The organism is Candidatus Proelusimicrobium excrementi, from assembly GCF_937881865.1.
GTDB lineage: Bacteria > Elusimicrobiota > Elusimicrobia > Elusimicrobiales > Elusimicrobiaceae > Proelusimicrobium > Proelusimicrobium excrementi.
In genome coordinates this window covers 1-22,452 of sequence record NZ_CALGEO010000111.1, presented here as the reverse complement: position 1 = coordinate 22,452, position 22,452 = coordinate 1, and the positions used below count along the sequence as shown (strand labels likewise).

General features: G+C 47.1%; 19 protein-coding genes, 1 tRNA gene and 1 pseudogene. 17 read left to right on the top strand and 4 right to left on the bottom strand.

All coding sequences use genetic code 11. The features are described 5' to 3' along the window. The 3 genes and pseudogenes from ACQY26_RS05080 to ACQY26_RS05070 all read left to right on the top strand — a co-directional run. Positions 1-304, top strand: a pseudogene (locus ACQY26_RS05080) (hypothetical protein); the annotation flags it as partial. A gap of 4 nt (positions 305-308) precedes the next feature. After that, positions 309-1,421 (top strand): N-acetylglucosamine-6-phosphate deacetylase, encoded by a 1,113-nt coding sequence (nagA, locus tag ACQY26_RS05075; RefSeq protein ID WP_428048058.1) that lies wholly within the window; start codon positions 309-311, stop codon positions 1,419-1,421. Between the two features lies 1 nt (position 1,422). Further along, complete coding sequence (locus tag ACQY26_RS05070; protein ID WP_428048057.1) at positions 1,423-2,463, top strand: glycosyltransferase family 2 protein; 1,041 nt, start codon at positions 1,423-1,425, stop codon at positions 2,461-2,463. On the opposite strand, the gene ACQY26_RS05065 is transcribed toward ACQY26_RS05070, so the two are convergent. Further along, the gene (locus ACQY26_RS05065) at positions 2,460-3,875 is read right to left on the bottom strand and encodes a phospholipase D-like domain-containing protein (RefSeq protein WP_428048056.1); all 1,416 of its coding nucleotides are present in this window, start codon (positions 3,873-3,875) and stop codon (positions 2,460-2,462) included. The two genes, ACQY26_RS05070 and ACQY26_RS05065, sit on opposite strands and share 4 nt — an antisense overlap. 108 nt (positions 3,876-3,983) lie before the next feature. On the opposite strand from ACQY26_RS05065, the gene ACQY26_RS05060 reads away from it, so the two are divergent. Then, a complete protein-coding gene (locus ACQY26_RS05060; RefSeq protein WP_428048054.1) occupies positions 3,984-5,276 on the top strand; it encodes a hemolysin family protein in 1,293 nt (430 codons plus the stop codon). Between the two features lie 68 nt (positions 5,277-5,344). Here ACQY26_RS05060 and ACQY26_RS05055 read toward each other — a convergent pair whose 3' ends face one another. The 3 genes from ACQY26_RS05055 to ACQY26_RS05045 all read right to left on the bottom strand — a co-directional run bounded on the left by ACQY26_RS05055 (position 5,345) and on the right by ACQY26_RS05045 (position 7,064). After that, positions 5,345-5,653, bottom strand: a complete 309-nt coding sequence (locus ACQY26_RS05055) for a hypothetical protein (protein ID WP_428048053.1) — start codon at positions 5,651-5,653, stop codon at positions 5,345-5,347. Positions 5,654-5,754: 101 nt separating this feature from the next. Then, positions 5,755-5,829: transfer RNA gene (locus ACQY26_RS05050), tRNA-Val, on the bottom strand. Positions 5,830-5,888: 59 nt separating this feature from the next. Beyond that, complete coding sequence (locus ACQY26_RS05045) at positions 5,889-7,064, bottom strand: metallophosphoesterase (RefSeq protein WP_428048051.1); 1,176 nt, start codon at positions 7,062-7,064, stop codon at positions 5,889-5,891. 90 nt (positions 7,065-7,154) lie between these two features. Between ACQY26_RS05045 and ACQY26_RS05040 the strand changes: the two genes are divergently transcribed. The 13 genes from ACQY26_RS05040 to ACQY26_RS04980 all read left to right on the top strand — a co-directional run. After that, entirely contained in the window at positions 7,155-8,003 is an 849-nt protein-coding gene (locus ACQY26_RS05040) for a hypothetical protein (protein ID WP_428048050.1), read from the top strand. A gap of 9 nt (positions 8,004-8,012) precedes the next feature. Then, positions 8,013-8,771 (top strand): sensor histidine kinase, encoded by a 759-nt coding sequence (locus ACQY26_RS05035; protein ID WP_428048049.1) that lies wholly within the window; start codon positions 8,013-8,015, stop codon positions 8,769-8,771. Continuing rightward, positions 8,768-9,265 carry a hypothetical protein gene (locus ACQY26_RS05030; protein WP_428048048.1) on the top strand — a complete coding sequence of 166 codons (498 nt, stop codon included), beginning with the start codon at positions 8,768-8,770 and terminating at the stop codon, positions 9,263-9,265. Before ACQY26_RS05035 ends, ACQY26_RS05030 begins: the two co-directional genes overlap by 4 nt. Continuing rightward, on the top strand, positions 9,262-10,323 hold the full coding sequence (locus ACQY26_RS05025) for an AI-2E family transporter (RefSeq protein WP_428048047.1): 1,062 nt from the start codon (positions 9,262-9,264) through the stop codon (positions 10,321-10,323). The genes ACQY26_RS05030 and ACQY26_RS05025 overlap by 4 nt, the downstream gene beginning before the upstream one ends. Before the next feature lie 151 nt (positions 10,324-10,474). Further along, a complete protein-coding gene (locus tag ACQY26_RS05020) occupies positions 10,475-10,993 on the top strand; it encodes an OmpA family protein (protein ID WP_428048046.1) in 519 nt (172 codons plus the stop codon). 19 nt (positions 10,994-11,012) lie between these two features. Beyond that, positions 11,013-11,690 (top strand): tetratricopeptide repeat protein, encoded by a 678-nt coding sequence (locus tag ACQY26_RS05015; protein ID WP_428048045.1) that lies wholly within the window; start codon positions 11,013-11,015, stop codon positions 11,688-11,690. A 2-nt stretch (positions 11,691-11,692) separates the two neighbouring features. Continuing rightward, entirely contained in the window at positions 11,693-12,991 is a 1,299-nt protein-coding gene (locus ACQY26_RS05010; RefSeq protein WP_428048044.1) for a hypothetical protein, read from the top strand. 260 nt (positions 12,992-13,251) lie between these two features. Beyond that, a complete protein-coding gene (gene tpiA / locus ACQY26_RS05005) occupies positions 13,252-14,004 on the top strand; it encodes a triose-phosphate isomerase (protein ID WP_428048043.1) in 753 nt (250 codons plus the stop codon). Between the two features lie 2 nt (positions 14,005-14,006). Further along, positions 14,007-14,642 (top strand): deoxyribose-phosphate aldolase, encoded by a 636-nt coding sequence (gene deoC / locus ACQY26_RS05000; protein ID WP_428048042.1) that lies wholly within the window; start codon positions 14,007-14,009, stop codon positions 14,640-14,642. A gap of 3 nt (positions 14,643-14,645) precedes the next feature. Further along, positions 14,646-19,067: a DnaA ATPase domain-containing protein gene (locus tag ACQY26_RS04995; protein ID WP_428048040.1), complete on the top strand. Its 4,422-nt coding sequence runs from the start codon at positions 14,646-14,648 to the stop codon at positions 19,065-19,067. Positions 19,068-19,076: 9 nt separating this feature from the next. Further along, positions 19,077-20,180: a hypothetical protein gene (locus ACQY26_RS04990; protein WP_428048039.1), complete on the top strand. Its 1,104-nt coding sequence runs from the start codon at positions 19,077-19,079 to the stop codon at positions 20,178-20,180. Between the two features lie 4 nt (positions 20,181-20,184). After that, positions 20,185-21,723 (top strand): YifB family Mg chelatase-like AAA ATPase, encoded by a 1,539-nt coding sequence (locus ACQY26_RS04985; RefSeq protein WP_428048038.1) that lies wholly within the window; start codon positions 20,185-20,187, stop codon positions 21,721-21,723. A 7-nt stretch (positions 21,724-21,730) separates the two neighbouring features. Further along, positions 21,731-22,452: DNA-processing protein DprA (locus ACQY26_RS04980; RefSeq protein ID WP_428048037.1), on the top strand; the 722-nt coding region annotated here is incomplete at its 3' end.

Sequence of the window (22,452 nt, the reverse complement as noted above, 5' to 3'; positions counted from 1 at the left end):
AGCAAATTCCCGCTTTTTCGGCGGGAATATCAACGCCGTGCCCGAATACGCTTTTACCATGGGCATGGGCACGATTTTAAAATCCAAAGAAATTATTATTTTAGCTTCCGGGGAAACTAAGTCCGAAGCATTATACCGCGCGGTTGAAGGTAATATTTCAACGCAATGGCCGGTAAGCGCGCTAAGGCTGCATAATAACAGTTACATTTTGGCTGATCCCAAAGCTTTAAGCCAGGTGAGTTCGGCTTCCATGGCTAAGTTCCGCGCTTGTTCTTTGGGTTCGTGTGGGAGCAAAGCGGATTAAACTTATGAAAAAGATTTACTCCAACGCCAAAATATGCCGTGGCGGAGAATGTTTTGACGGCGCGCTTGTAACGGAAAACGGTTTTATAGCGGATGTTCTGCGCCGTCCAGAAAACCTGCCGGAAGGCGAAGTAAAAGATTTAAAAGGCGCGTATATTACGCCCGTCTTTGTCGACACCCATATACACGGTTTCGGCGGGCACGGCACCGATTTGTTCAATTCGGAAGAAATACTTTTAATGTCGGAAGCCTTGGCAAAAGAAGGCGTCGGCGCGTTTTTGCCTACCATTTACCCCAATGTCCCCGAAGTAATGATTAAAAATATAAAAGCGGCGGTTCCTCTCATCGGTAAGGAAAAGGGCGCAAAAATTATCGGTCTTCATCTTGAAGGGCCTTTTATTTCGCCGAAAAAGCTCGGGGTAATGAAGCCCGAAGCCGCCGCCAAACCAGATATTAATCTTATGAAAGCTTTGTATGAGGCTTCCGAAGGCAAAATAGCCGCCGTAACTTTGGCCCCGGAAAGGGAAGGAATAGAGGAAATTGTTGAATTTTGCCTCGCCCATAATATTGTGCCCCAGGCCGGGCATACCGACGCCAGCTATAAAGAAATGCTTAAAGGCGTAGAAATGGGTATAAGGCACGCCACGCATTTATTTAACGCCATGCGAGGTATCGGCCACAGGGATCCGGGCGCGGCGGGCGCGGTGGTGCTTACCGATAAATTCAGCTTTGAACTTATCGCCGACGGAGTACACGTCTGCCCGGAAATCGTCCGTATGGTAACGCGCCTTAAAAAGCCGGAAGATTTCGTATTGGTTACGGACGCTTTAAGCCCCGCCGGCACAAAAGGCGGCAAGGCAAACGGGGAGGAAGTCCTCCTGCAGGGCGGAGTATTCAGGCGAGTCAGCGACGGAGTCGTGGCCGGCTCGGCCTTAACTATGCTTAAAGGTATGGAAAATTTAAGCAAATGGGGGCTTGGCATTGGCGGCGCGGCTATGGCCGCAAGCGAAACGCCCGCCCGTCTGCATAAGCTTGATTTCGGCTTTTTGCAAAGCGGAGCGCGCGCATATTTTAATATAATAGATAATAACTTTAAACTTTTGGAAACAGTAATGTAGTATGACGGAACTTTCAATTTGTATTCCCACCTGCAACCGCGCGGAATATCTGCCGGTAATGCTGGACAGTATTTTTAAACAGGCCGTTTTCGACGGCGTGGAAGTGGTGATCAGCGATAATAACTCTTACGACGACACGCACCGCATAGTAAAAGAATATCAGGAACGTTATAAAAACCTGTCTTACTATAAGAACGACATTAACGTCGGTTTTGACAGGAACGTCCTTAACTGTATAAGCCGCGCGAAAGGAAAATATTGCTGGATACTCGGCGACGACGACGCTTTGCTGCCGGGTTCGGTCGGGTTTGTTTTGCGCAATATAAAAAGCGGGTATGATTTTTATACCTGCGGCCTGAACCTTTGCGACTCCAAATTAAGATTTTTGGAGCAATGGACCCTTACAAAAGGTTTAAAAGACGGGAAAGTCGTCCACATGGGCAGCGACGCCGAACTTATGCGTTATCTCAGGGCGGTGGTTTCCAACGGGGGGCTTTTCGGCTATATCGGCGGATGCGTGTTTAACAGGAGTTTGGCCCTTAAAGTAAAGGGCGGGCAGCGCGTAAGCGGGCTGGGCTGGATACATATATATTTGTTGTGGTCTTTTAAAAACTTCAACGCCAAATTTAAAGTTTTAAAACGTCCTTTGGTTAATCTCCGCACGCAAAACGATTCTCTTGTAAAAGAACGCTCGGCCATTTACAGGCTTACTATGGAATTTAAAGGGCTTTATATTATAGCGGAAGAACTTTTTAGAAATCAGCCCAAAGTTAAAAACGCTTTTCTTTCCGCGGTTAAAAGATATATCGCTCCTTCTTCGATTCCGCCGCTTTTCGTTTTAAACAAAAACGAAAAACGCGACTGGCCGGAATTTTGCGGCTGGCTCTGCAAATATCCTTACTCCAAAAGCTTTAAAAAGCGGCTTGGTTCGCGCTGGCGCGTAAACCCCATGTATTTTGTAAGAAGGGTGATAAATCTGCCGGTTTTGGCTTTTGTCAAAAGGCCTCTTAAAAAAGTCCGCGCCGCCGTTATCGGCCGCTAGTAATAAGGCGTAAGCAGTTTAAAAGCGTTATTTAAGAGCCGCTCCGGCATGGAATAATTTTGCAAACGGATTTGTTCGGACGACGCCTTTTTGCTTTCTATGATTTTATCCAGCTGCCCGGCCAGTTTTTTATCTATTATCTCCATATTGGCTTCAAAGTTCAGCTTTAAGCTTCTTTCGTCCCAGTTGGAAGATCCTATAAAAGACCAAATTCCGTCCGCCGTCATTATTTTGCTGTGGTCGAAAGGCGGATTTTGCAAAAATATTTTTACGCCCTTTTTGATAAGCCGGTTAAAATTGGCCCGCATGGCCCAATCCATGCCGAAGATATTGCTTTTTTGAGGCAGTATTATTTGCGTGTTTATGCCTCGCATGGCGGCCAGCTCCAGCGCGGTAAGAAGATTATCCTCCGGCAAAAAGTAAGGGGTTACTATGTTTATATTTTCGGCCGCACAGTTTATCGCGCCTAAAACCATAAGCTCCACTTTACCGTAATCTCCGTCGGGGCCGTCCGGTATTGCGCGGGCTATGCTCCCGCCGGAAAGAGAAAGATTTTCTCTAAAAACTGCCGGTTTGAAAGGCTTTCCGCCGGCAAAAATCCAGTCTTCCATAAAGATGCGCGTCAGTTGGTTTATTACGGGCCCTTCGATTTTAAAAGTTATATCCCGTATCGGCTCTTTTGGATTTGTTTGAAGCAAATTGCCCTCTGCGATATTCATGCCGCCGAAAAAGGCCGTTTCTCCGTCGATAATCATTATTTTGCGGTGGCTTCTTAAGTTTACGAAAGGCAAAGCGGCCGGCTTTTTGGAAGGCAGAAAAACCGCAAACTCCGCCCCGTTTATTTTCTTTGCGGCGTGCGCTATGTTCGGGCGGCTGTAATTAAGGCCGACGCCGTCAACGATTATCTTTATTTTCGCGCCGGCCGCGCTTGCTTTTTTTGCGGCGGAAAGTATCATTTGTCCTGCTTTGTCATTATTAAAGATATAACTTTCCATAAGCACTTCTTTACGGGCTTTTTCTATGGCGGCGCACATTTGCGGATAAGCTTCATCTCCGTTTATAAGCGGGGATATTTTATTGCCTAAAGCGAAAGTCTGCGGATGCACGCTGTATCCCAGCTTGAGCATTTGCAGAAGATTTTTAGGGATTTCTTTTTCTATTTCTTCCTGCGTTTTCCCCGTAATTTTAAGAATATCCCGCTTTGGGTTTTTTAAAGAAAGAGCTTTTCGTTTTATTCTGTTTATGCCGAAAAGCGCGTAAATCACGCTGCCAAGCAGCGGTGCCAGCCAAACAAGCCCTATCCAGCCTATGGAACTTTTTACGTCGTCTTTAAAAAGCAGAATATGCACTGTTACGCAAATTTGCAGCAGCAAATATAAAACGCCCGCCGCGCTTAAAGAAAATATGTCCATAAATCTATCCTCCGTAAACCTCTTTTAAAGTATAGCCTAAAAGGAAAGAAAAAACATTTCCGACGCGGCCCCTTGACGTTAAAATGCAAATCTCCGATGCTATATTATATGGCCCTTATAATAATTGTTTTAATGCTTGCCGTAAACGCCCTTTTCGCCGCTTATGAAATGGCGCTGGCGTCCGTTTCCAAAACAAAACTTTCCGTTTTGGCGGCCGACAAAAGGAAAGGCGCGAAATCAGCTCTTTTTATGAAAGAGCATATAGAAGGCGGCTTGGCCGTGGTGCAGATAGTAATAACTTTGGCCGGCGCCGTAGCGGCTGCCGTGGGCGGCGCGGGCGCGGACGAGCAAATGTCGCCTCTGCTTAGGGAGTGGTTTTCGCTGTCAAAGAGAACTGCGGACGCGCTTTCCGTCATAATAGTGGTTTTGCCTTTAAGCTTCATAACGATTGTTTTTGCGGAACTTACGCCAAAAACTTTCGCCATTAAAAACAATGAATTTGTCGTATTGATGTTTTCCCCGGCGATAAGGGTTTTATATTTACTGCTTTCGCCCGTGGTCAATATTATGGAAGCCATAGTCCGCCTGCTTACCAGAAAGGGCGTTAAAAATTCCGAAGAGGGGGAAGCTTCCCGTACGGCGGCTATGGAAGATTTGCGTACGGCGGCTTCGGTGGCGGCGGCCTCAAGACTGTTTGGCAAAACCGAGGAGAAAATCGTCCTTTCCAGCGCGATGTTTTGCAGCCGTAAAATAGGGGAAATCCAAATCCCTCTGAGCCAGGTTTATACTCTTTACGCCGATGACGATATCGCCGAAACTTTCGTAAAAGCGCATTTGGATATGCATACGCGCTTCCCGGTTTGCGAAAGCAAGGATAATCCCCAAAGCATTATAGGATATCTTAATTTTAAAGATATTTTTATGGCTACTAAAGCCTCCCCTCAGGATAAAGCTACGGCGCGTTCTATTTTGCGTCCTATTTTGAAGCTCCCCACCGAGAGCACCATTTCCCAGGTTATGGAAAAACTCATTAAAGCGCGCCAGCATATCGCGCTTGTCTGTTCGGGAGGAACCATCACGGGCATAGTTACGCTTGAGGATATTTTTGAAGAAATGGTCGGCGATATCGAAGACGAATACGATTTCTTCCCGGTATATATCAGGCGTTTTGGCAACGGCCTTGTAGCCAGTTCGTCTTCCAAAATGGCGGATGTTTTTAATAAATTGGGCGAAACGGCCCCGGCGGAGGTTCCCGTTGATATTACTTTGGAAAAATGGGCCGAACTTAAAACCGGTAAAGCCGTAAGCGGCGGCGGCAGGATAAAGGGCGACGGTTTGCTTGTGGAGCCGCGCAAATTCCGCAGGAAAAGAGTTATGGAATTTTTAGTGACGAAAGCTTGACGCAGCCATAAAATGACAAAGCCGGCCTTAAAAGCCGGCTTTAAATTTGTATCAAAACAAAAAGTGTTTTATTTTTGTACGGCGGCGCGTTTTTCCAATATCTGCCTGCGGTATTTGCGGTATACGTCTATGCGGGTGTTTCTCGCCATTAAGATTATATCCGTAAGCACCATAAGGAAGTTTAGCACGTAAAGCCAAAACACCAAATCAAAACTGTAAAGCACTTTATGTATCATGCCGCAGATATAGGCCAGTTCTATGGTTATCATGAAGAGAAAGCTTTTCCCCGCGGCGGTTTTCGTTTTTATCGAGCGATAAATATTAAACGGCCATGCAAGGCCGAAGCCAAACATCATCAAAGCTTCAAAAATACTCATTTTAAACTCCTTAATTATATTGTATATCTTTGATTTAGCTTTTAAAACGCATGAAAGTATCACCCGCTCAATAAAAAACCACCCGTTCGGGTGGTCGTAAATGGTGCCCAGTACAGGGATTGAACCTGTGACCTTTCCCATGTCAAGGGAACGCGCTACCGCTGCGCCAACTGGGCTTAAATCTGTTTACTGCAATTAAACTCTGCTTAAATATTATAGCAAACTAAAAGAAAAACTAAAAGTAAATATCTAAAGCGTCTATTCTTTTATTGTCGTGCGTGAACGTTCTGAGGGATAATTTTCTGTCTATAATGCTGATATATGCAAAGTGCGGAGTTGCGTAATATTTATTGCTCCAGTCATTATTATAAGAAGATTCCTCAAAGAATTTTCCGCTTCCGCCGACCGTTATATAAATCGGTCCGCTTTTGGCCGGTTCGGCGCGGTATATCGGTTTTGTTCTTTCATATGCGCCTTGGTGGCCTTGTATTACAAGATTTACTTTTTGCGCTTCAAACAAAGGTGCCAAAACCTGGCTTAAGCGGTCTTCTTCTTTCCCGCTGGAGTATACGGGATGATGCATTACCACTATTTTCCATTTTCCTCCGGCGGTTTTCGCCAAAGAGTCCCTAAGCCAAATATACTGCGGCGATTTTTGGTTTATCGCCGGCGCGGTTAGAGCGTCATACATATTGTTGGTGTCAATAAAAAATATGCGGGCGTTGGCCGTGTCTATATAATAGTAATTCGGCGTTCCTTTGCTCCACGGCATGGAATGAACCCTTTTGTAATTTGCGGCAAGGAAGCCTTTGCCGTCCGCGTTGGAACGGTTCTCGCCGTATTCTTCTTCGCCGAGCGCGACTAAAAGCGGCGCATCGGATAAAACCTTTTGATACGGTTTAAAAAATTCTTCATCGGCGGCGGCTATGCTTCCGCCGGCGGCGATATCGCCCGTATGTATCAAAAAGTCCGCCGGATGTTCGGCCATGCTTTGCGCCATGCGTCTTTTCATTTCGGCGGCGGTTCCCTGCGGATCGGCCGTATTGCCGACGACCAAAAAGTTGACTATTTTCCTTTCGGGCGTAAATAAAGTTCTGAATGTGCCTGTTTTTGCTTCCTGCACGCCGGTGCCGGAATTGTTTTCCACGTAAACTTTATAGCAGAATTTTGTATTCGGTATAAGCCCGTGCAGGGTAAGGGAGTGATTCCTTTTTCTTGAAGATATCGCCATCAGCTGGGAACATTTGCCTTCCGGTCCGTATTCAACCCAAGCGGGGGAGGGCGCGTCGGCAGTCCATTTTATTACGGCGGTGGTCTGCGCCGGATCTTCCACGAAAGGGCCTCTTTCGATTACGGCCGCGTTCAAAGCGGAAGCCAAAAATAAAGAAACGATAAAAAGGTGTTTTTTCATATTAATTAATTTTACTAAATTTAACTTGGGCGCGCTTTTTGGCTAAAATAGGTTTTTCTTCTCATAATTTTTTTGCTATTCTGTTAATATATGAAAAAACTTATTTCCATTTTTATTTTTGTTTTGACTTTAACGCCTGTTTTTGCGTTCAGCGTAGCGGATAACTACACTCACAATTCCAGGTTTTGGCGCAACAGCGCGGCGATATCTTTCGCTCCGGCGCGTCAGTTTTTTGTCGGTGCGGAGTTTGACGTTACCGAACATAAGGATTTTGACAATCACATCTATGCTTTGCGAATGCCGTTTGGTTTTACGTCCGATTCCCTTTCAATAAGGGCGGTGCCGTTCTTCCTGCCGGATAATGCAAACGGTTCCTGGGCATACGGCGGAAAGCTGATGTTTTCTTCCACGATTAAAATGAACGAGATTGACGGAACCGCCGCAGAGGGTTATTTAAGCGCGGGCATAGTATCGCAGAAAGCGGACGTGCTTAAAAACGGCGTTCTTACGGAAAAGGACACATTCGTCCAATCGGCGTATGAAGCCGGTTTGGTTTCCAACTTCTTCGGCGTTTATCTTTTTAACTTGTCTGGCAGCGTATATCAGTATCTTTCCGGGCTGGAAGGCGTAAAATCGATAAGGGGCGTTTTCAATCAGGCCGAACTCGCCGATTTGGGAACGATAGATTATATGCTGGGGTTGCCGAGGGCTTCCGGCGGGATTAAGGCCACTTGGCGTTCCGAAGAAAACCGCGCGGAAACTTTTATTTCCTACCGCTATATTGATATGCATGACGACGACCCCAGGCATTCTTTGCTTATGAGCACCAATGTTTTGGTAAGCGCGAAGGCTTCTTTGAGGCTTTCTTACAACCATGTGTTTATACCCAATCAAACGGATTCCGATATTTTCGGCGTGGGTTTGAGCTTGGGTCTGTGAGAGGGTGTTATGCCGCAGGATTTAAAAAGCGATAAAAAGGTGGATCCGGCGTCAAGAGTGCTTTCTTTGGTTTCGCACAAACTTAAAACGCCTCTTTCCATTATAAACGGATATACCGAGGCCATTTTATCCCAGTTAAAGCCGGAAGAAAAAGATACTTTCAACGCCAAAGCTTTAAGCGATATAAGCAAACAGGGCGAAAAGCTTGCCATACTGATAGATAAACTCGTTCGCTTCAGCGGAGTCAGCGATTTGTCCAAAGAGGACGTAAAAAAACAGGAAGTAAACGTTAAAGGTTTGTTTTCCTCCGCGGCGGCTTCCTGCGTTTTAAGGGATGACGCTTTAAGCATAATGTCTTCCGACGCGACAATCCGCCGCCAAGGCCCAGCCATAGACATCAAATGCCCTGAAGACGCTCACATCTTCGCCGATAAAGCTTTGGTTTCTATAGCTTTGGAAGAATTGCTTGATAACTCCATAAAATTTAACAACAATACCGTAAAAAAGATAAAGCTTTTCTATTATGAAGAAGGCGATAAAAATATCCTTGCCGTAGCCGATAACGGCGTCGGAATTAAGGAAGAAGACATAAGCCTTATTTTTGAAAAGTTTTATCAGGTTGACGATTTCTTTACCGGCCAGATAGAAGGCTGGGGATTGGGGTTGGCTTTGGTCAAACTGATTATGAACGCCCATAACGGCACCATATCCGTACGTTCCCAGTACGGAATAGGGACTATAATTTCTTTAAGGTTTCCAAAACAATGACTTCGACCCCGGAAGAAACTGTAAAACGGATGGCGGAGGAGATTGAAAAATCTTCGTCTTCTTTGCACGGTCTTAACGTTAAACTGCGCGGATATTATGACCGTTTGGAAGTTATTTATAAGCAATACCGCCGCCGCGTGCCGGTGAAAGACTTAAGCTTTCAGGAGGAATTCCGCGCCGCCGTGCTTGAGCTTAAAACTCTTGCCGATGAAAGCAATGATTTTTGGCAGGGCGTGCGCGCTTATTTCAGGAGCCTTAACAAGGCGGAACTCGCTGCCAACAGCCGCATGAACGTTAAACAGATGAATATAAGCGCATTGGCTTTCAACCGTCAGGTGGACGAGCTTTATACGGTAGTCAAAAATATACAGACTTTGGCAAAAGACGTTCCTATGAGGCTCAACTGGTGGCTTTTGGAAGCCTCCTGCGAGGACTTGACTAAAATAACAAGCCGGGTATTATTTCTAATAAGGGATATGGAGAAATATTTATGAAATCAGCGCCGCAAAAAAACAGTCTTCAAACGCTTGAAAGCGGCGTTGACGTTTACAGAAAGATAAATACGGCCTGCCTTATATTGATAGCGGTCGTATGCCTTGTAGCCGCTCTTATTTATACAAAGAGCATACTTATACCTTTGGTAATTTCCATTTTTATATACACCATGATAACGCCTCTGATAAGGTATTTAAGGTTCAGGGCCAAATTCCCGCGCTGGCTGGCCATTATAGTCGCCGCCACGATAGTTTTGGTGCCTTTGGTTCTTATCGTTATATTTATAAGCAATTCGATAAGCAATTTCGCGCAGAGCTTCGGCGTATATCAGGCCAAGCTGGTGGAATCTTTCAACCGCTTGGCGGATCTTATCCGCAGTTACAAAATACCACTGCCCGATGATATGCTTGAGCTTAAAAGCCTGCAAACCATGCTTACCGGGCCGGGTTCTGTAAACTTTTTTAAGAGTTTGGGCGCAAACGCCGTAAAAGTGTTTTCTTACTTTTCAATGGTTGTAATTTTTGTGTTTTTTCTGCTTTTGGGTTCCGGCAGAGCAAAGATAACAAATGTTGTGATAAAAGAAATACAAAATAAAATTTCCGCATATCTTTATATACATATTATAGTTTCCATATTAACCGGCATTTGCGTCGGTGTCGTATATTTTGCGGTGGGGCTGGAACTTTCTTTGATGTTCATAGTGGCTACGATAATGTTGAATTTTATACCTAACGTCGGTTCCATAATAGCGGTGCTTTTGCCTCTGCCGATAGCTTTAATGCAGTTTGGGCCTACGTCCAGCTTTTGGATAATACTTATAATACCCGCCTGTATGCAGTTTGTTATAGGCAGCATTTTGGAGCCGAAGCTTTTGGGCAGCGGTATGGATTTGCATCCGGTTACGATAATAGGTTCTTTGGTTTTTTGGGCCTTGGTTTGGGGGGTGCCGGGCGCGTTTTTGGCCGTGCCTATGACGGCGGCGGTGCGAATAATTTTAAGCAAGATTGAGCCTACCCGCGCTTTTGCGGAGATTTTGTCGGGCCGCTTGCCTAAATAACAGTCTGAACCCAGGGACCTGTTTTATTTTGCGGGGGGGTAAAGTTCAGACGGCAGTAAAATAACAGTTAATTGACTATCAGGCCTTAAGTCTGATATCATTTATGTTATCAAAAAGAATTATGTTATAAAACTAACAGGAGAGAAACATAATGAAAAACGTAATTAAGTTTATGCTCGTTTTTGCTTTGGCCGCCGGTTTGACCGCGTGCAGCAAGAACGTAAAAGACGATGCCGCCGCAGATAATGTGGGCACCGTAGGCACAGTGGAAGAAATTTCCGCCGATGACACCATCATCATTGAAGATGAAGAAGCCGCAATCGTGGTTGAAGCCGAAGCCGTCAACTTGGCCCCGGTATATTTCGCTTTGAACCAGTACACTCTTTCCAAAGAAGCGAGAGCCGTACTTGAAGCCAACGCCGAAATCCTTAAAGTAAAAGGCGTAAAAACGATTACCGTAGAAGGTAATTGCGACGACAGAGGCACCATCGCTTACAACATCGCTTTGGGCGACAAAAGAGCCAAAGAAGTAAAAGATTACTATGTAAAACTCGGTTTAAACGCCGACGAAGTTTACACGATCTCTTACGGTAAAGAAAGACCGGTCTGCACCGACAACACCAATGCGTGCTGGGCCAAAAACCGCAGAGCCGATACGGTAATCCAGTAGTTTTTTGGGGGAGCTGACCATGAAGATAAATAAAATAACGGCATTATCCGTTTTGGGGCTTGGCTCCCCTTTCTTTTTGTGCGGCTGCTTTGCCACGCAAGATGACGTAAAAGTCCTTAAAACTCAGGTTGCGGCTTTGAACAAAACTTTGGAAAATCTCCAAAAGAACCAAGCCGGCCTGGACGTACAAATGGAAGACCTTATGAGTCAGCTCGTACAGTCTTCCGAAAACTTAAAAGATTTTGATTACAAACTGGATAATATTTCCACCAAATTGGATAATATTACCTCCGCATTGGAAAAGGACGGCTCGGATTATAAAATGCCTCCGGGGGAGATTTACTCCCAGGCCAAATCCCAGCTGGACTCGGCGCAATACGCTTCCGCGGCCAAAGGCTTCGCTTTGTATATACAAAACGCGCCCAACGGCCAAAATATAGAAGAGTCTTACCTTTATCTCGCCCAGGCTTTGTTTAATTTGGAAGATTACCAAAAAGCGGCGGTTTCTTCCGCCACTTTGCTGGATAAATTCCCAAAAAGCAAGCATACCGCCGCGGCGCGCATAATTTACGCACGCAGCATAATTCCTTTGGGCAAAAAAGACGAAGCTAAAAATTATCTTCAATCCGTAGTTCAGGATTACAAAGGCAGCACCGAAGCCGCCGAAGCCAAAAAACTTATCGGGGAAATAAAATAACAATGAAATTTCTTAAATTTACGGCCGCATTTTTGTTGCTGTTGCCCGTTTTGTGTTTTGCCCGGGAAAGCGACGTCTATATAGGCCTTTCCGCAAAATACAATCCCAACGCTTTGCCAAAAATAGGCGTGGCGCATTTCTTCGCCAAGAACGAAAACAGCGCGGAGGAAAAACAATCGGCTTCTCAGCTGGCTTCCGTAGTGCGTTCGGATTTGCTTCGTTCGCGTTATTTTGACGTTCAGGATAATCTGCCCAAGCCCGATTTAAACAATTTGGGGCCTTTGTTTTCCAAATACAGAAAGGAAGGAATAGACTATCTGCTGTTTGCGGAAATCGCGCAAAGCGCGGAAGGCCAGTGGGATATAAAAGCTTTCCTTTACGATACCGAATCTCAAAAAGCAATTTTGGCCAAGAATTTTAAAAGCAGTTCCAAAAGTTTAAGGCGCAGCGCGCATATGCTTGCGGACCAAATAGTCAAACTGCTTATGGGCAAACGCGGCATAGCCGATACGAGGATAGCCTTCGCCAACGATTCTACCGGCAGGAAAGAAATTTATATGGTTGATTATGACGGCTATAATCTTACCAAGCTTACCAGGGACAAATCAATTTCCCTTTTGCCGAGGTGGAGCTCCGATTCCAGCAAGATTTTTTATACCACTTACCGCCGCAAAAACCCGGACGTTTATTATATTGATTTGAAAGAAGGCAAAATCAAACCTTTGATAAAAACCAGAGGCCTTAATTTGATAGGCGGCGTTTCGCCCGATGACAAAAGCTTGGTGCTTACGCTTTCTCGCGGTGAAAACCCCAATATTTACATAAAAGATTTGGACAGCGGCGCGATGCGCAGGCTTACCGATAAATACGGTGTGGACGGTTCGCCTTCCTTCTCGCCCGACGGCAAATATATAACTTTTATTTCAAACCGCTCCGGCAATCCGCAGGTTTATATTATGAATTTGGCCACTCAGGAAGCGCGCCGTATAACCAAATTCAACTGGACCGACAGCCCGCAATGGTCACCCAACGGCGATTGGATTGTTTTTTCCGGCAGGCAGGCGCCCAATCATCCGATAGATATTTTTATAACGGATATCACGGGCTCGCAGGTGCGCCAGCTTACGGCCGACGCCGGCTGGAACGAGGACCCCACTTGGTCCCCCGACGGCAGATTTATAGCCTTTACCACAACGCGCGCCGGCAAACGCCAGATTTATATTATGGACGCCGACGGCAGCGCGCCGCATTTGATAGCCAATATAAGGGGCAATTCTTTTACGCCTAACTGGAGCAAATAACCAAACGGGCGGCCCGTAAACGCGGCTTTAAAATTTGTCTGACTTCGCGGCGTAGAACAAAATTCTCCGCCGCGTTTTTTACGCTTATTTTTCCGCATAATACCGCATTTGTTTTTGCTTTTGGGTTTGGTTCGCGTGGATTTCTTGGTTCTTGCGCGCAGGATATTGTTTGCAAAAGAAGCAAAATTTCCTAAAATCTAAATATTATATATATAATATATATATCAGCAGTATCAAAATTTTCTTTAGGAGTTTTACCAATGTCAAGAAAACCTTTCATCGCCGGTAATTGGAAAATGCACAATACCGTTGAAGAATCCGTAAATCTCATTGAAGGTTTAAAAGCCGCCAAAAATAAAAACAACGCCGATATTATGGTGGCCCCCAGCTTTACCAGCATTAACGCCGTGGTAAAAGCTTCCGTCGGTACCGGTTTTAAAGTTGCCGCACAGGATTGCTTTTATGAAGATAAAGGCGCGTTCACTTCACAGATTTCTCCCGTTCAGGTAAAAGGCGCGGGCGCAACGCACGTAATTTTGGGCCACAGCGAAAGAAGAAGCCTGTTCGGCGATACCGATGAAATTTTAAATAAAAAAGTAGCCGCCGCTTTAAAACACGGTTTGGTCGTCGTTTTTTGCGTAGGCGAAACTCTTGACCAGAGAGAAAGCGGCAAAACCGAAGAAGTAATCAAAGGCCAGCTCGTCAACGGGCTTAAAGGTTTTACGGCTGAACAGCTTAAAGATATGGTCGTCGCTTACGAACCGGTTTGGGCTATCGGCACCGGCAAAACCGCCACTCCCGAGCAGGCTCAGGAAACTCATAAAGCGATAAGGGCCGTCCTTGCGGAAATGTTCGGCAAAGATTTCGCGGACGCTGTAAGGATTCTTTACGGCGGCAGCGTAAAAGCCGATAACGTAGACGCCATTATGGCCAAGGAAGACGTTGACGGCGTGCTCGTGGGCGGGCAGGCTTTAATCGCTGAAAAATTCGTCAGAATTATCGACTATAATTAATTATGAACTTGGCAAAATATATAGATCACACCATACTCAAAGCCGTTGCGACCAAACAGGACGTAACCAAGCTTTGCGCGGAAGCGGCTCAATACGGGTTCGCTTCGGTATGCGTGAATCCTTTTTGGGTAAGCTTGTGCGCCGATTTGCTTAAAGGCAGCGGCGTAAAAGTTTGTACGGTAATAGGTTTCCCTTTGGGCGCCAATGCAAGCAAGGTAAAGGCTTTTGAAGCCGAACTCGCGATAAAAGAAGGCGCGGACGAAGTTGATATGGTAATCAATATCGGCGCGCTTAAAAGCGGTATGCTTGACGTGGTAAAAGAAGATATCGCCGCCGTGCGCGAGTCAAGCAAAGGCAAAACGCTTAAGGTTATTATTGAAACTTCTTATCTTACCGAAGAGGAAAAGAAAACCGTCTGCAAAATTTGCGCCGAATGCGGCGTGGATTTTGTAAAGACTTCCACCGGATTTTCAGACGCGGGCGCTAAGGCCGAAGACGTAAAACTCATGGCCGAAGCTTCCGGCCTGGCCGTAAAGGCTTCCGGCGGAATCAGGAGCAAAGAAGACGCCCTTAAAATGATAGAAGCCGGCGCAAGCAGGCTCGGCACAAGCGCGGGCGTTAAAATAGTTGCGGATTAGCTTATGATAAAACGTTGGGAAATAAGGGAGAATACCCTAACTGATAATTCAATATACATCCTTTTGGTTGAGGGCACGGAGGATTCTGCGCAAAATATTTCCGCGGGACTGTCGGCGTTTTGCCGTCTTATAGACGCAAAGGTTCCTCCCTTTACCCACGTTTTTGAGCTTTACAATATAACCGATGACAGCATGCTGGAAAAAATCCGCATCAAAATAGAAGAAATTTCCCAGCATGTTGTAATTGAAGGCGACGTAAACGAAAGAACAAAACACGTCGATTTGGATTTAATTTCGCCGGAAACGGAAATACTCGGCCGCGCACCCGGTACGGAAGAATCTTCGGAAGAGGCTTTCCCCGCGCAGATATCGGAAGAGCCTTTACAAGAGCAAAATGCGTTTTTTACCCCGCGTCGCCCCGCTTCAGACGCGCCAAGAGCTCAAGTTCCAAACCGCCCTGCTTTTACTCCGCACCGGCAAGCCGCCGCGCCCGAAAGAGCTGTTTCATCAACGGCTCCCGGTAAATCAAGCGGCGTGAGGGAAGATTTTTTTGAAGTAAAACCGCAAAAAGAAGAAACTAAAATTTCCGCAAGCGATATTTTCGGCTCGGTGGAAAAAAGTTCCACCGGCAAGGTGCAGTTATCCGACGGCAGTTTTTCCATAAGGCAGGATTTCGCCAGCGCGGAATCTTTAAATATCGAGTTGGAAAATTCCTGCGACGTCGGTGACGGTACTTTTATCAATCTGAGTTCCGCCGAAGGTACAAAGCTTAAAAGTTACAACACCGATGAAGATTTTAAAATGTCAATGAAAAATACCAAGACGGCCACCATGGGCATAGCCACTTTAATAGGCGGCCAATATCCTGAAGAAACGGTAAAAACAGCCCCTCAGCCCTCTTTAAGGCTTATGGGCGGGCTTGCAAACGAAGCCGCACAGCCGCGCAAAGAAACATTGATAGAAGATCCTTACAAAAAGGTAGAATCCGCCGCAAAGCCGGCCGCCCCGGCAAATAAATTTATGCCGGCTGTAGGCGAAACCGAAATCAGCCGTCCTGTGGCGAACAATGCCGTTGCGCCTGCGGGCGGACGCGCGCATAATATGGCGGAAAAGGCTGAGAAAATAGGTGGATTTTTTGGTAAGTTTTTCGGCAGGATAGCGGCAAAGGCTTCAGATCATCTAAAGAAGCACGAACATAAAACCGCCGCGCCTTTGCCGGAACAGATACAGCCGGAGCCCGTAAAAGCGTCAGAAGTTATGCCCGCGCAGCAAGCGGCTGTTCCCGCGGAAAATGTTAATACTCCCAAAGCCGAGGCACCCGCGCCGGCACCCAATCCGTTTGCGAATTTGGGTTCCAAAAAAATAACGGAGGAATTCGCGCCGAAGACCGAGCCCGCCAAGACTGTTCCTTCGCAGAGCGCTAAGAGCGTTTTCCACAGTATAGCTCAGGAAGGCAAATCCGCCGTACCGATAGACGAAATTTTGGCACCTGTTTCCGACAACGACCTTTCCGCTAAGATAGAAGTGGACGATATTTTTGCCGCGGAAACCATATGCGAATTTTACGCCGACCCTGAGGAAACGGGCGGACAAAATAAAGTAGATGAAATTTTGCAGGGCGGTGCGGCCCCGGCCCTTACGTCTTCCGCGAAGACGCCCGTAATGCCGCCGGAGAAAAAAACTTTAGGCAATTTCGAAGATTTTATGGATGTGCCTAATCTTTTGTCTTCTTCCGAGAAGCCGGCCCCTTCGGTGGTAAAACAAAATCCTCCCGAACCCGCCAAAGCGCAGGCCAAAGAGGAAGTTTCCGCTCCGCAAAGTCTTCAGACGGAAACGCCTCAGGCTCAGCCGTCCGGGAAAGCAAACGAAGAACCCGTAATCAGGCCCAGCGTGCAAAAGCCTGCCGCGCCTCAAAATACCGCGCGCGGGGATACGGCCCAGACCACGCAGACTCCTTTTATATTTACTTCCAACGCATTTAAACCTTCGGCCGATAACGGTTCGTCCGCAAAAAAACCTTTTGTAGCCGCGCCTCCGGCTTTCGGCAAGAATATGGCAAAGCCGGCAATGCCTAAGCCCGCCGTAAAAGCGGAGCAGGCCGCGGCGGAGGAAAGACCGCAAGTTGCTGCGCCCGCGCCGGTTAAACCTTCAAAGCCTGCGCCGGTAATTTTGGAAGAAGAAGCCGTCGCCGCGGAAAATGAAAGGATGTCCGCCCCGGCCGAGAATCTTCCCAATCCAAACGGAATAATCGATCTTAAAAAAGGTGCTGCCCCGGTGCAGGAAGCTAAATCTCAGGCTTTTGATATGAGTGCGGCTTTTGCCGACGCCGCCGAGCAGGCCGACAGCATAGAAACCAACGTAACGGAACTTAACGACGGCGAAAGTTTCTTAAATCCGCCGCAGACTGATACTCCCAACGAGGTTCATCCCCAGGAAATGGACGTCCGGGAAGAAAATGTTTTTGCTTCAGCCCCGGTGCAGTCTTCTTATGAAGAGCCTAGTCTTCCCGAGGAAGAAAAAGAGGCTCAGCCTAAGGCCGAAGCCGTAAATATTTTTGATACGCCGGCTGCCCAAGAGGGCGAATACCAAAGCCCAGTGGAAGTTTCCGCTGAGAATGTTTCCGCCCCTGCGGCGACCCCGGCCGAAGCCGTTGCTTTTAATGCGGAGCCTGTGGCAGAAACTGTAATGGAAAACGCACCGGAAAGTTTTTCTGCGGCATCGCAGGAACCTGCGGCTGTGCCGGCCCCGGCTTTAAAGACTCCGCCCAAACCGCCCGCGCCTCCTTCCGCGCCCAAGCCGCCTGCGGCTCAGGCTTCAGGATATGTCGAAAACGATTTTGCAAAACAAATAAGAGAAAGAATTGAAAAACAAATACTTAATGGGGAGATAAAAACTGATATGACACAAGACGATTTTAACAATAATAAATTGAACAGACCGTCCGCACCGGGACAAGCGGTTCCGCCCGCTCCCAAAGCGCCCGCCGCGCCGGTTCCTCCCAAGGTTAACGCTCCTTCCGCGCCAAGGCCCGCAGTTCCGGGAATGCCGCCGCGTCCCGCCGCGCCGAGGCCTGCGGTAAATCATGTTCAAGCTCCAGGCTCGGGCCCGGCTCATGCGCCGGTGCAAAGGCCGGTTTCATCTCCCGCACAGCAGCATGCGGCCCCGGCTCCGCGTGCGGCGACTATGGTGGATCATACGATTTTGGTTTCCGCCGGACAAGTTTACAAAAGGAACAACTGGCCTTTGGAAATTCCTTTAAATCCTTTGTTTACTTTTGACAAAATGGATATGGCTTCCAACCGTTTTGCCCATGCTACGGCCATGAGCGTCATAGATAATATCGGCACTATGCACAACCCGTTTATGGTGTATGGCGACAGCGGAACCGGCAAGACGCATTTCCTTAACGCAATGGGCTATGAACTTGCCATGAAAATCGGTCAGGAAAAGATTTTCTTTACAAACGGCGTGCGCTTTTCAAGAGGCGTGCAAAGATACGTTGAAGAAGGCAATATGAAACATTTGGAGGATTTCTTCTCCTCCGTAGAAGTGCTGATTATCGACGATATCCACCTTACCGCCGTCAACGAACACAACAGGGAATTTATCTCCCGCGTGCTTAACCGCTTCCTGCAGGAAAAGAAGCAAATCCTTATTTCTTCAAAATATCCGCCGGAAAGTTTGGCGCGTTTTGAAGAACTCGTCCGCTTCCGCTTGGATCAGGGCTGGGTTTCGGAACTGAAACATCCGCGCCAGCAGCACTTCTCCAAAATATACGCCAGAATGATGGAAGACGCGGAGCTGGGCTTGAACGACATACAATCCCAAGGTTTCCTTAATTTCGACAAAGTAAATTTGGGCTCCGTCGCCAGAAACATCAAAAGGGCGAAGGTCTTAAGCCGCCGAATCAACAACAGCGGGCTTATACAAATGTCCCATGAGCAAATCCTCAACGAAATGCTTGCCGTCAACGGGGAAAACGAAAACAGCGAAATCGTCAAAAAGGATTTCGCCGATATCGTAAGCATCAACAGGAGCGAGAATACCGACTGGGGCAACTTCGGCTTCTTCTACCCTCAGGATCAGGCGGACAAATTTAAATGGATAGCTTTCTGCGTAATGCAAAAAGCAAAAGAGCTTGGCATAAAAGGCGGGTTTAACTTCGCTTTGAAGAGCTCCTATTCCACGGATCATATAATTTCCGCCGCTTTTAAGATAGCCAATATCTGCGACAATAAAAATCTTAAAGGCGCGATAATTTTGGGCCCTGCGCTTTCCGTCTGTCAGGAATCCATAAGGGATAATTTCTATGATATCCTTACCCACATGCTTGAAGTAATGATGATACGCTGCGGCATAATCAACGACGAAAGCATTAAAAACCCCAGCGCCTACGTAAGAGTGTTGGGCGACGTTCTTAAATAAGAGGTGTGCATGAAAAAACTTACGCTTTTATGCTGCGGTGCTTTGCTTTTTACGGCGTGCCAGCGTTTTAATATCGGGCCGAAAGGCGCGGGCGAATACGTCCAGGCTTCCGCCACGGTCCCTTATGAGGAAATTTCCAAATCCGCGATGAAGAAGAAAGTCCTCAGGCAGGCGGAACTTAACGCGCTTGAAAAAGCCACAAGAGTGTTTCTATCCTCAAACAGCGCGGTTGAATTTCCGCCGGAAGTCAAAAAACAAATTATGGATAACCCGGACGGTTATATCAGGAAATCATATTTGACGACTTCTTACAGAAAAGGGGAAAATTATTACGGGGAAGCGCGCGTTATGGTGCTTGTAAGCGAGCTTTCCTCCAAAGTTAAGGAACTGCAAAGCGCGGATTATGTAAAGAAGACGAATATTTTTGTAGCCTCCAGGGAAACGGTCAACGGTGAAATATCTTTAAAGCAGTATTGCCGCCAAGGCATATACAAAGCTTTGAAGGATTATCCTTACGTTTTGATAGACGGCGGCAATTTAAGCCAAAACAATTTGGAAGATTACACGCAGGTTGTCGACAAAGCCAAAAAGGAAGGCGCAAGATATATAATCCTGGCGGAGGCCGCCGCGGACGAGCTTGAAAGCGCGTCGCAGCTTACGACTTCTTTTAAACCGGTAAGAGCCAAGGCTAACATTAAAGTTATCGCGGCCAGCAATTATCAGGTTATTACGGATTCGGCAGACAGCTTCACCGGGCTTGACGGAGTGCTTTCAATCGCCCAGCAAAAAGCTTTGACCGGCGCGTGCGAAAACGCCGGGGCGCAAACGGCCGAACCGATAAGTATGGCCGTAAATTCCGCGAAAACTTTTAAATTTATAGTCAAAGACGTAAACACGATAGAACGTTTGGAAGAAATGCAGAATATTATGCGCCAGCTTAGGGAAGTGGAAGATTTCAGTTTGGTTAAATATACCAACTCCAACGCCACTTTTGAAGTTCAGGCCAACATAAAAACGTCCGAAGAATTTTCGGCCAAGATTTTAAGGAGATATTATTCCAACTTCTCCATAGACAGGATTACCCCCGAAATAGTGGAGATGACTTTCCTTTAATCTTATGTTAGCCAGCATAGTATCAAGCTGTATCAACGCTTTGGATGGTTTTTTGGTTTCGGTCGAAGTCGATATTTCCGCCGGTTTGCCGTCGTTTTCTTTGGTCGGCCTGCCGGATCAGGAAGTGAAAGAAGCCAAAGACCGCGTGCTGGCCGCCATAAGAAACAGCGGTTTCGACGTCCCTTTAAAAAAAATTACGGTCAATCTTGCGCCGGCCGAAGTTAAAAAAGCCGGCGCGCATTTTGATTTGCCGATAGCTTTGGGCATACTTTCGGCCAGCGGCCAGCTGAGCAAAGAAGCCTCAGCCAAAGCTTCCGAAAAGGTTTTTATAGGTTCTCTCGGCCTTAACGGGAAAACGCATTCCTGCGGCGGAGTGCTGCCTATGCTTATATCGCTTAAAAAAGGCAAACGCCGCAAAGCCGTAATTCCTTTTGACAACTCCTCCGAAGCCGCCTATGCCGGCGTGGAAGCTTTCGGCGCGGTAAGCTTAAAGCAAACCGTTGATATGCTGGAAGGCCGGGCGGAATTCCCGGCGTGCGCACCGGCCGAGGATAACGATTTTTTGCCCGAAGCTGCCGCCGGCGATTTCAGCGAAGTCAAAGGCCAGGCCTTGGCCAAAAGAGCTTTGGAAATAGCCGCGGCCGGCGGCCATAATGTGCTTTTGGTCGGCCCGCCCGGTACGGGTAAAAGTATGCTGGCCAAGCGTTTTGCGGGCATTTTGCCGCCTTTAACCAAGGAAGAGCGGCTGGATATTTTACAGATTTATTCCGTATGCAAGCTTTTGGGCAAAAACGGCAAAATTCCGGGACGGCCTTTCAGGGATCCTCATCATACGATATCCAATATAGCTTTAATAGGCGGCGGGCAGACGCCTCGCCCCGGCGAAGTCAGCCTTGCGCATAACGGCGTTTTGTTCCTTGACGAATTTGCGGAATTTTCCCGTTCCTCTTTAGAAGTGCTGAGGGAACCTCTTGAAACTTTTAAAGTAACGATATCCCGCGCCAAAGACAGTTTTACATTCCCGGCTAAATTTACTTTGATAGCGGCGATGAATCCGTGCCCTTGCGGCTATCACGGCCATAATATAAAAACGTGCAGCTGCACGCCTTTGCAGATAAGCCGCTATAAGTCGAAAGTTTCCGGCCCTTTGCTGGACAGAATAGATTTAACCGTAAATTTAAACCCCGTCGATTACAAAGACTGGAACAAAAAATCCGAGGGCGAAACCAGCGCGCAAATAAGGGAGCGCGTCATCGCCGCGCGTGAAAGGCAGAAAGAACGTTTTAAAAACGGTTCCACCACGGCAAACGCTTTTATGACGGTTTCGGAAATAAAAGAATTCTGTCCGCTTCCGCCCGGCGGCGGAGAGGTTTTGGAACTTGCCATGAAAAAGCTGGGCCTTTCCGCCAGAAGCTTGGATAAAATACTTAAAACGGCGCGCACGATAGCGGATTTGGCGGGAAGCGACAATATTAAAAAAGAGCATATTATAGAAGTTATGCAATACCGTCCTTTTGACAGAAAAGGCGTAAGCGACATATAGGTTTCTTATGGCTTTATCATACGAAGAAAAACTGGCTTTAATCAAAATAAACTCTTTCAGCTTTTTAAGGGCCGATTGGCTTGGCCGTCTGCTGGAGATTTTTTCTTCTCCGTGTGAAATCCTCAAACAAAAGCCGGAACGTTTGAGCGAAGAGGGTAAAATTTCCCTTGAAACCGCTTCAAAATTTTTGGAGACGGCATCCCGTCTGGACGCCGAAGCAGAACTTGAAAAAACGGATAAAGTAAACGGCAAAATTTATTTTAAAGGGGAAGAAGGCTACCCCGAGGAACTTTTAAGCATAAAAGAACCGCCTTTGGTTTTATATGTGAGGGGAGTATTGCCGGCCGAGAACAGTGCAAACGCGGCAATGGTCGGCACTCGCAAAATAACGCCTTACGGCAGAAGGGCCGCCTCTAAACTGGCGGAAGATTTGGCCTTGGCCGGCGTAATTTTAGTCAGCGGTTTGGCAAGAGGCGTAGATACCGCGGTTCATTCCGCCGCCGTCAGAAACGGCAAACCTACGCTTGCTCTTATCGGTACGGGCATAGGCAGATGTTATCCGGCGGAAAACAGGGAGCTCGCCCGCGGCATACTTGATACCGGCGGCGCGATAATATCGGAACTTCCTTTTGACGCTCCTCCTTTGGCGCAGCATTTTCCAAGGCGCAACCGCCTGATAGCGGGCCTTTCAAAGCTTGTAGTTGTGGTGGAGGGGGAAGTGAAATCAGG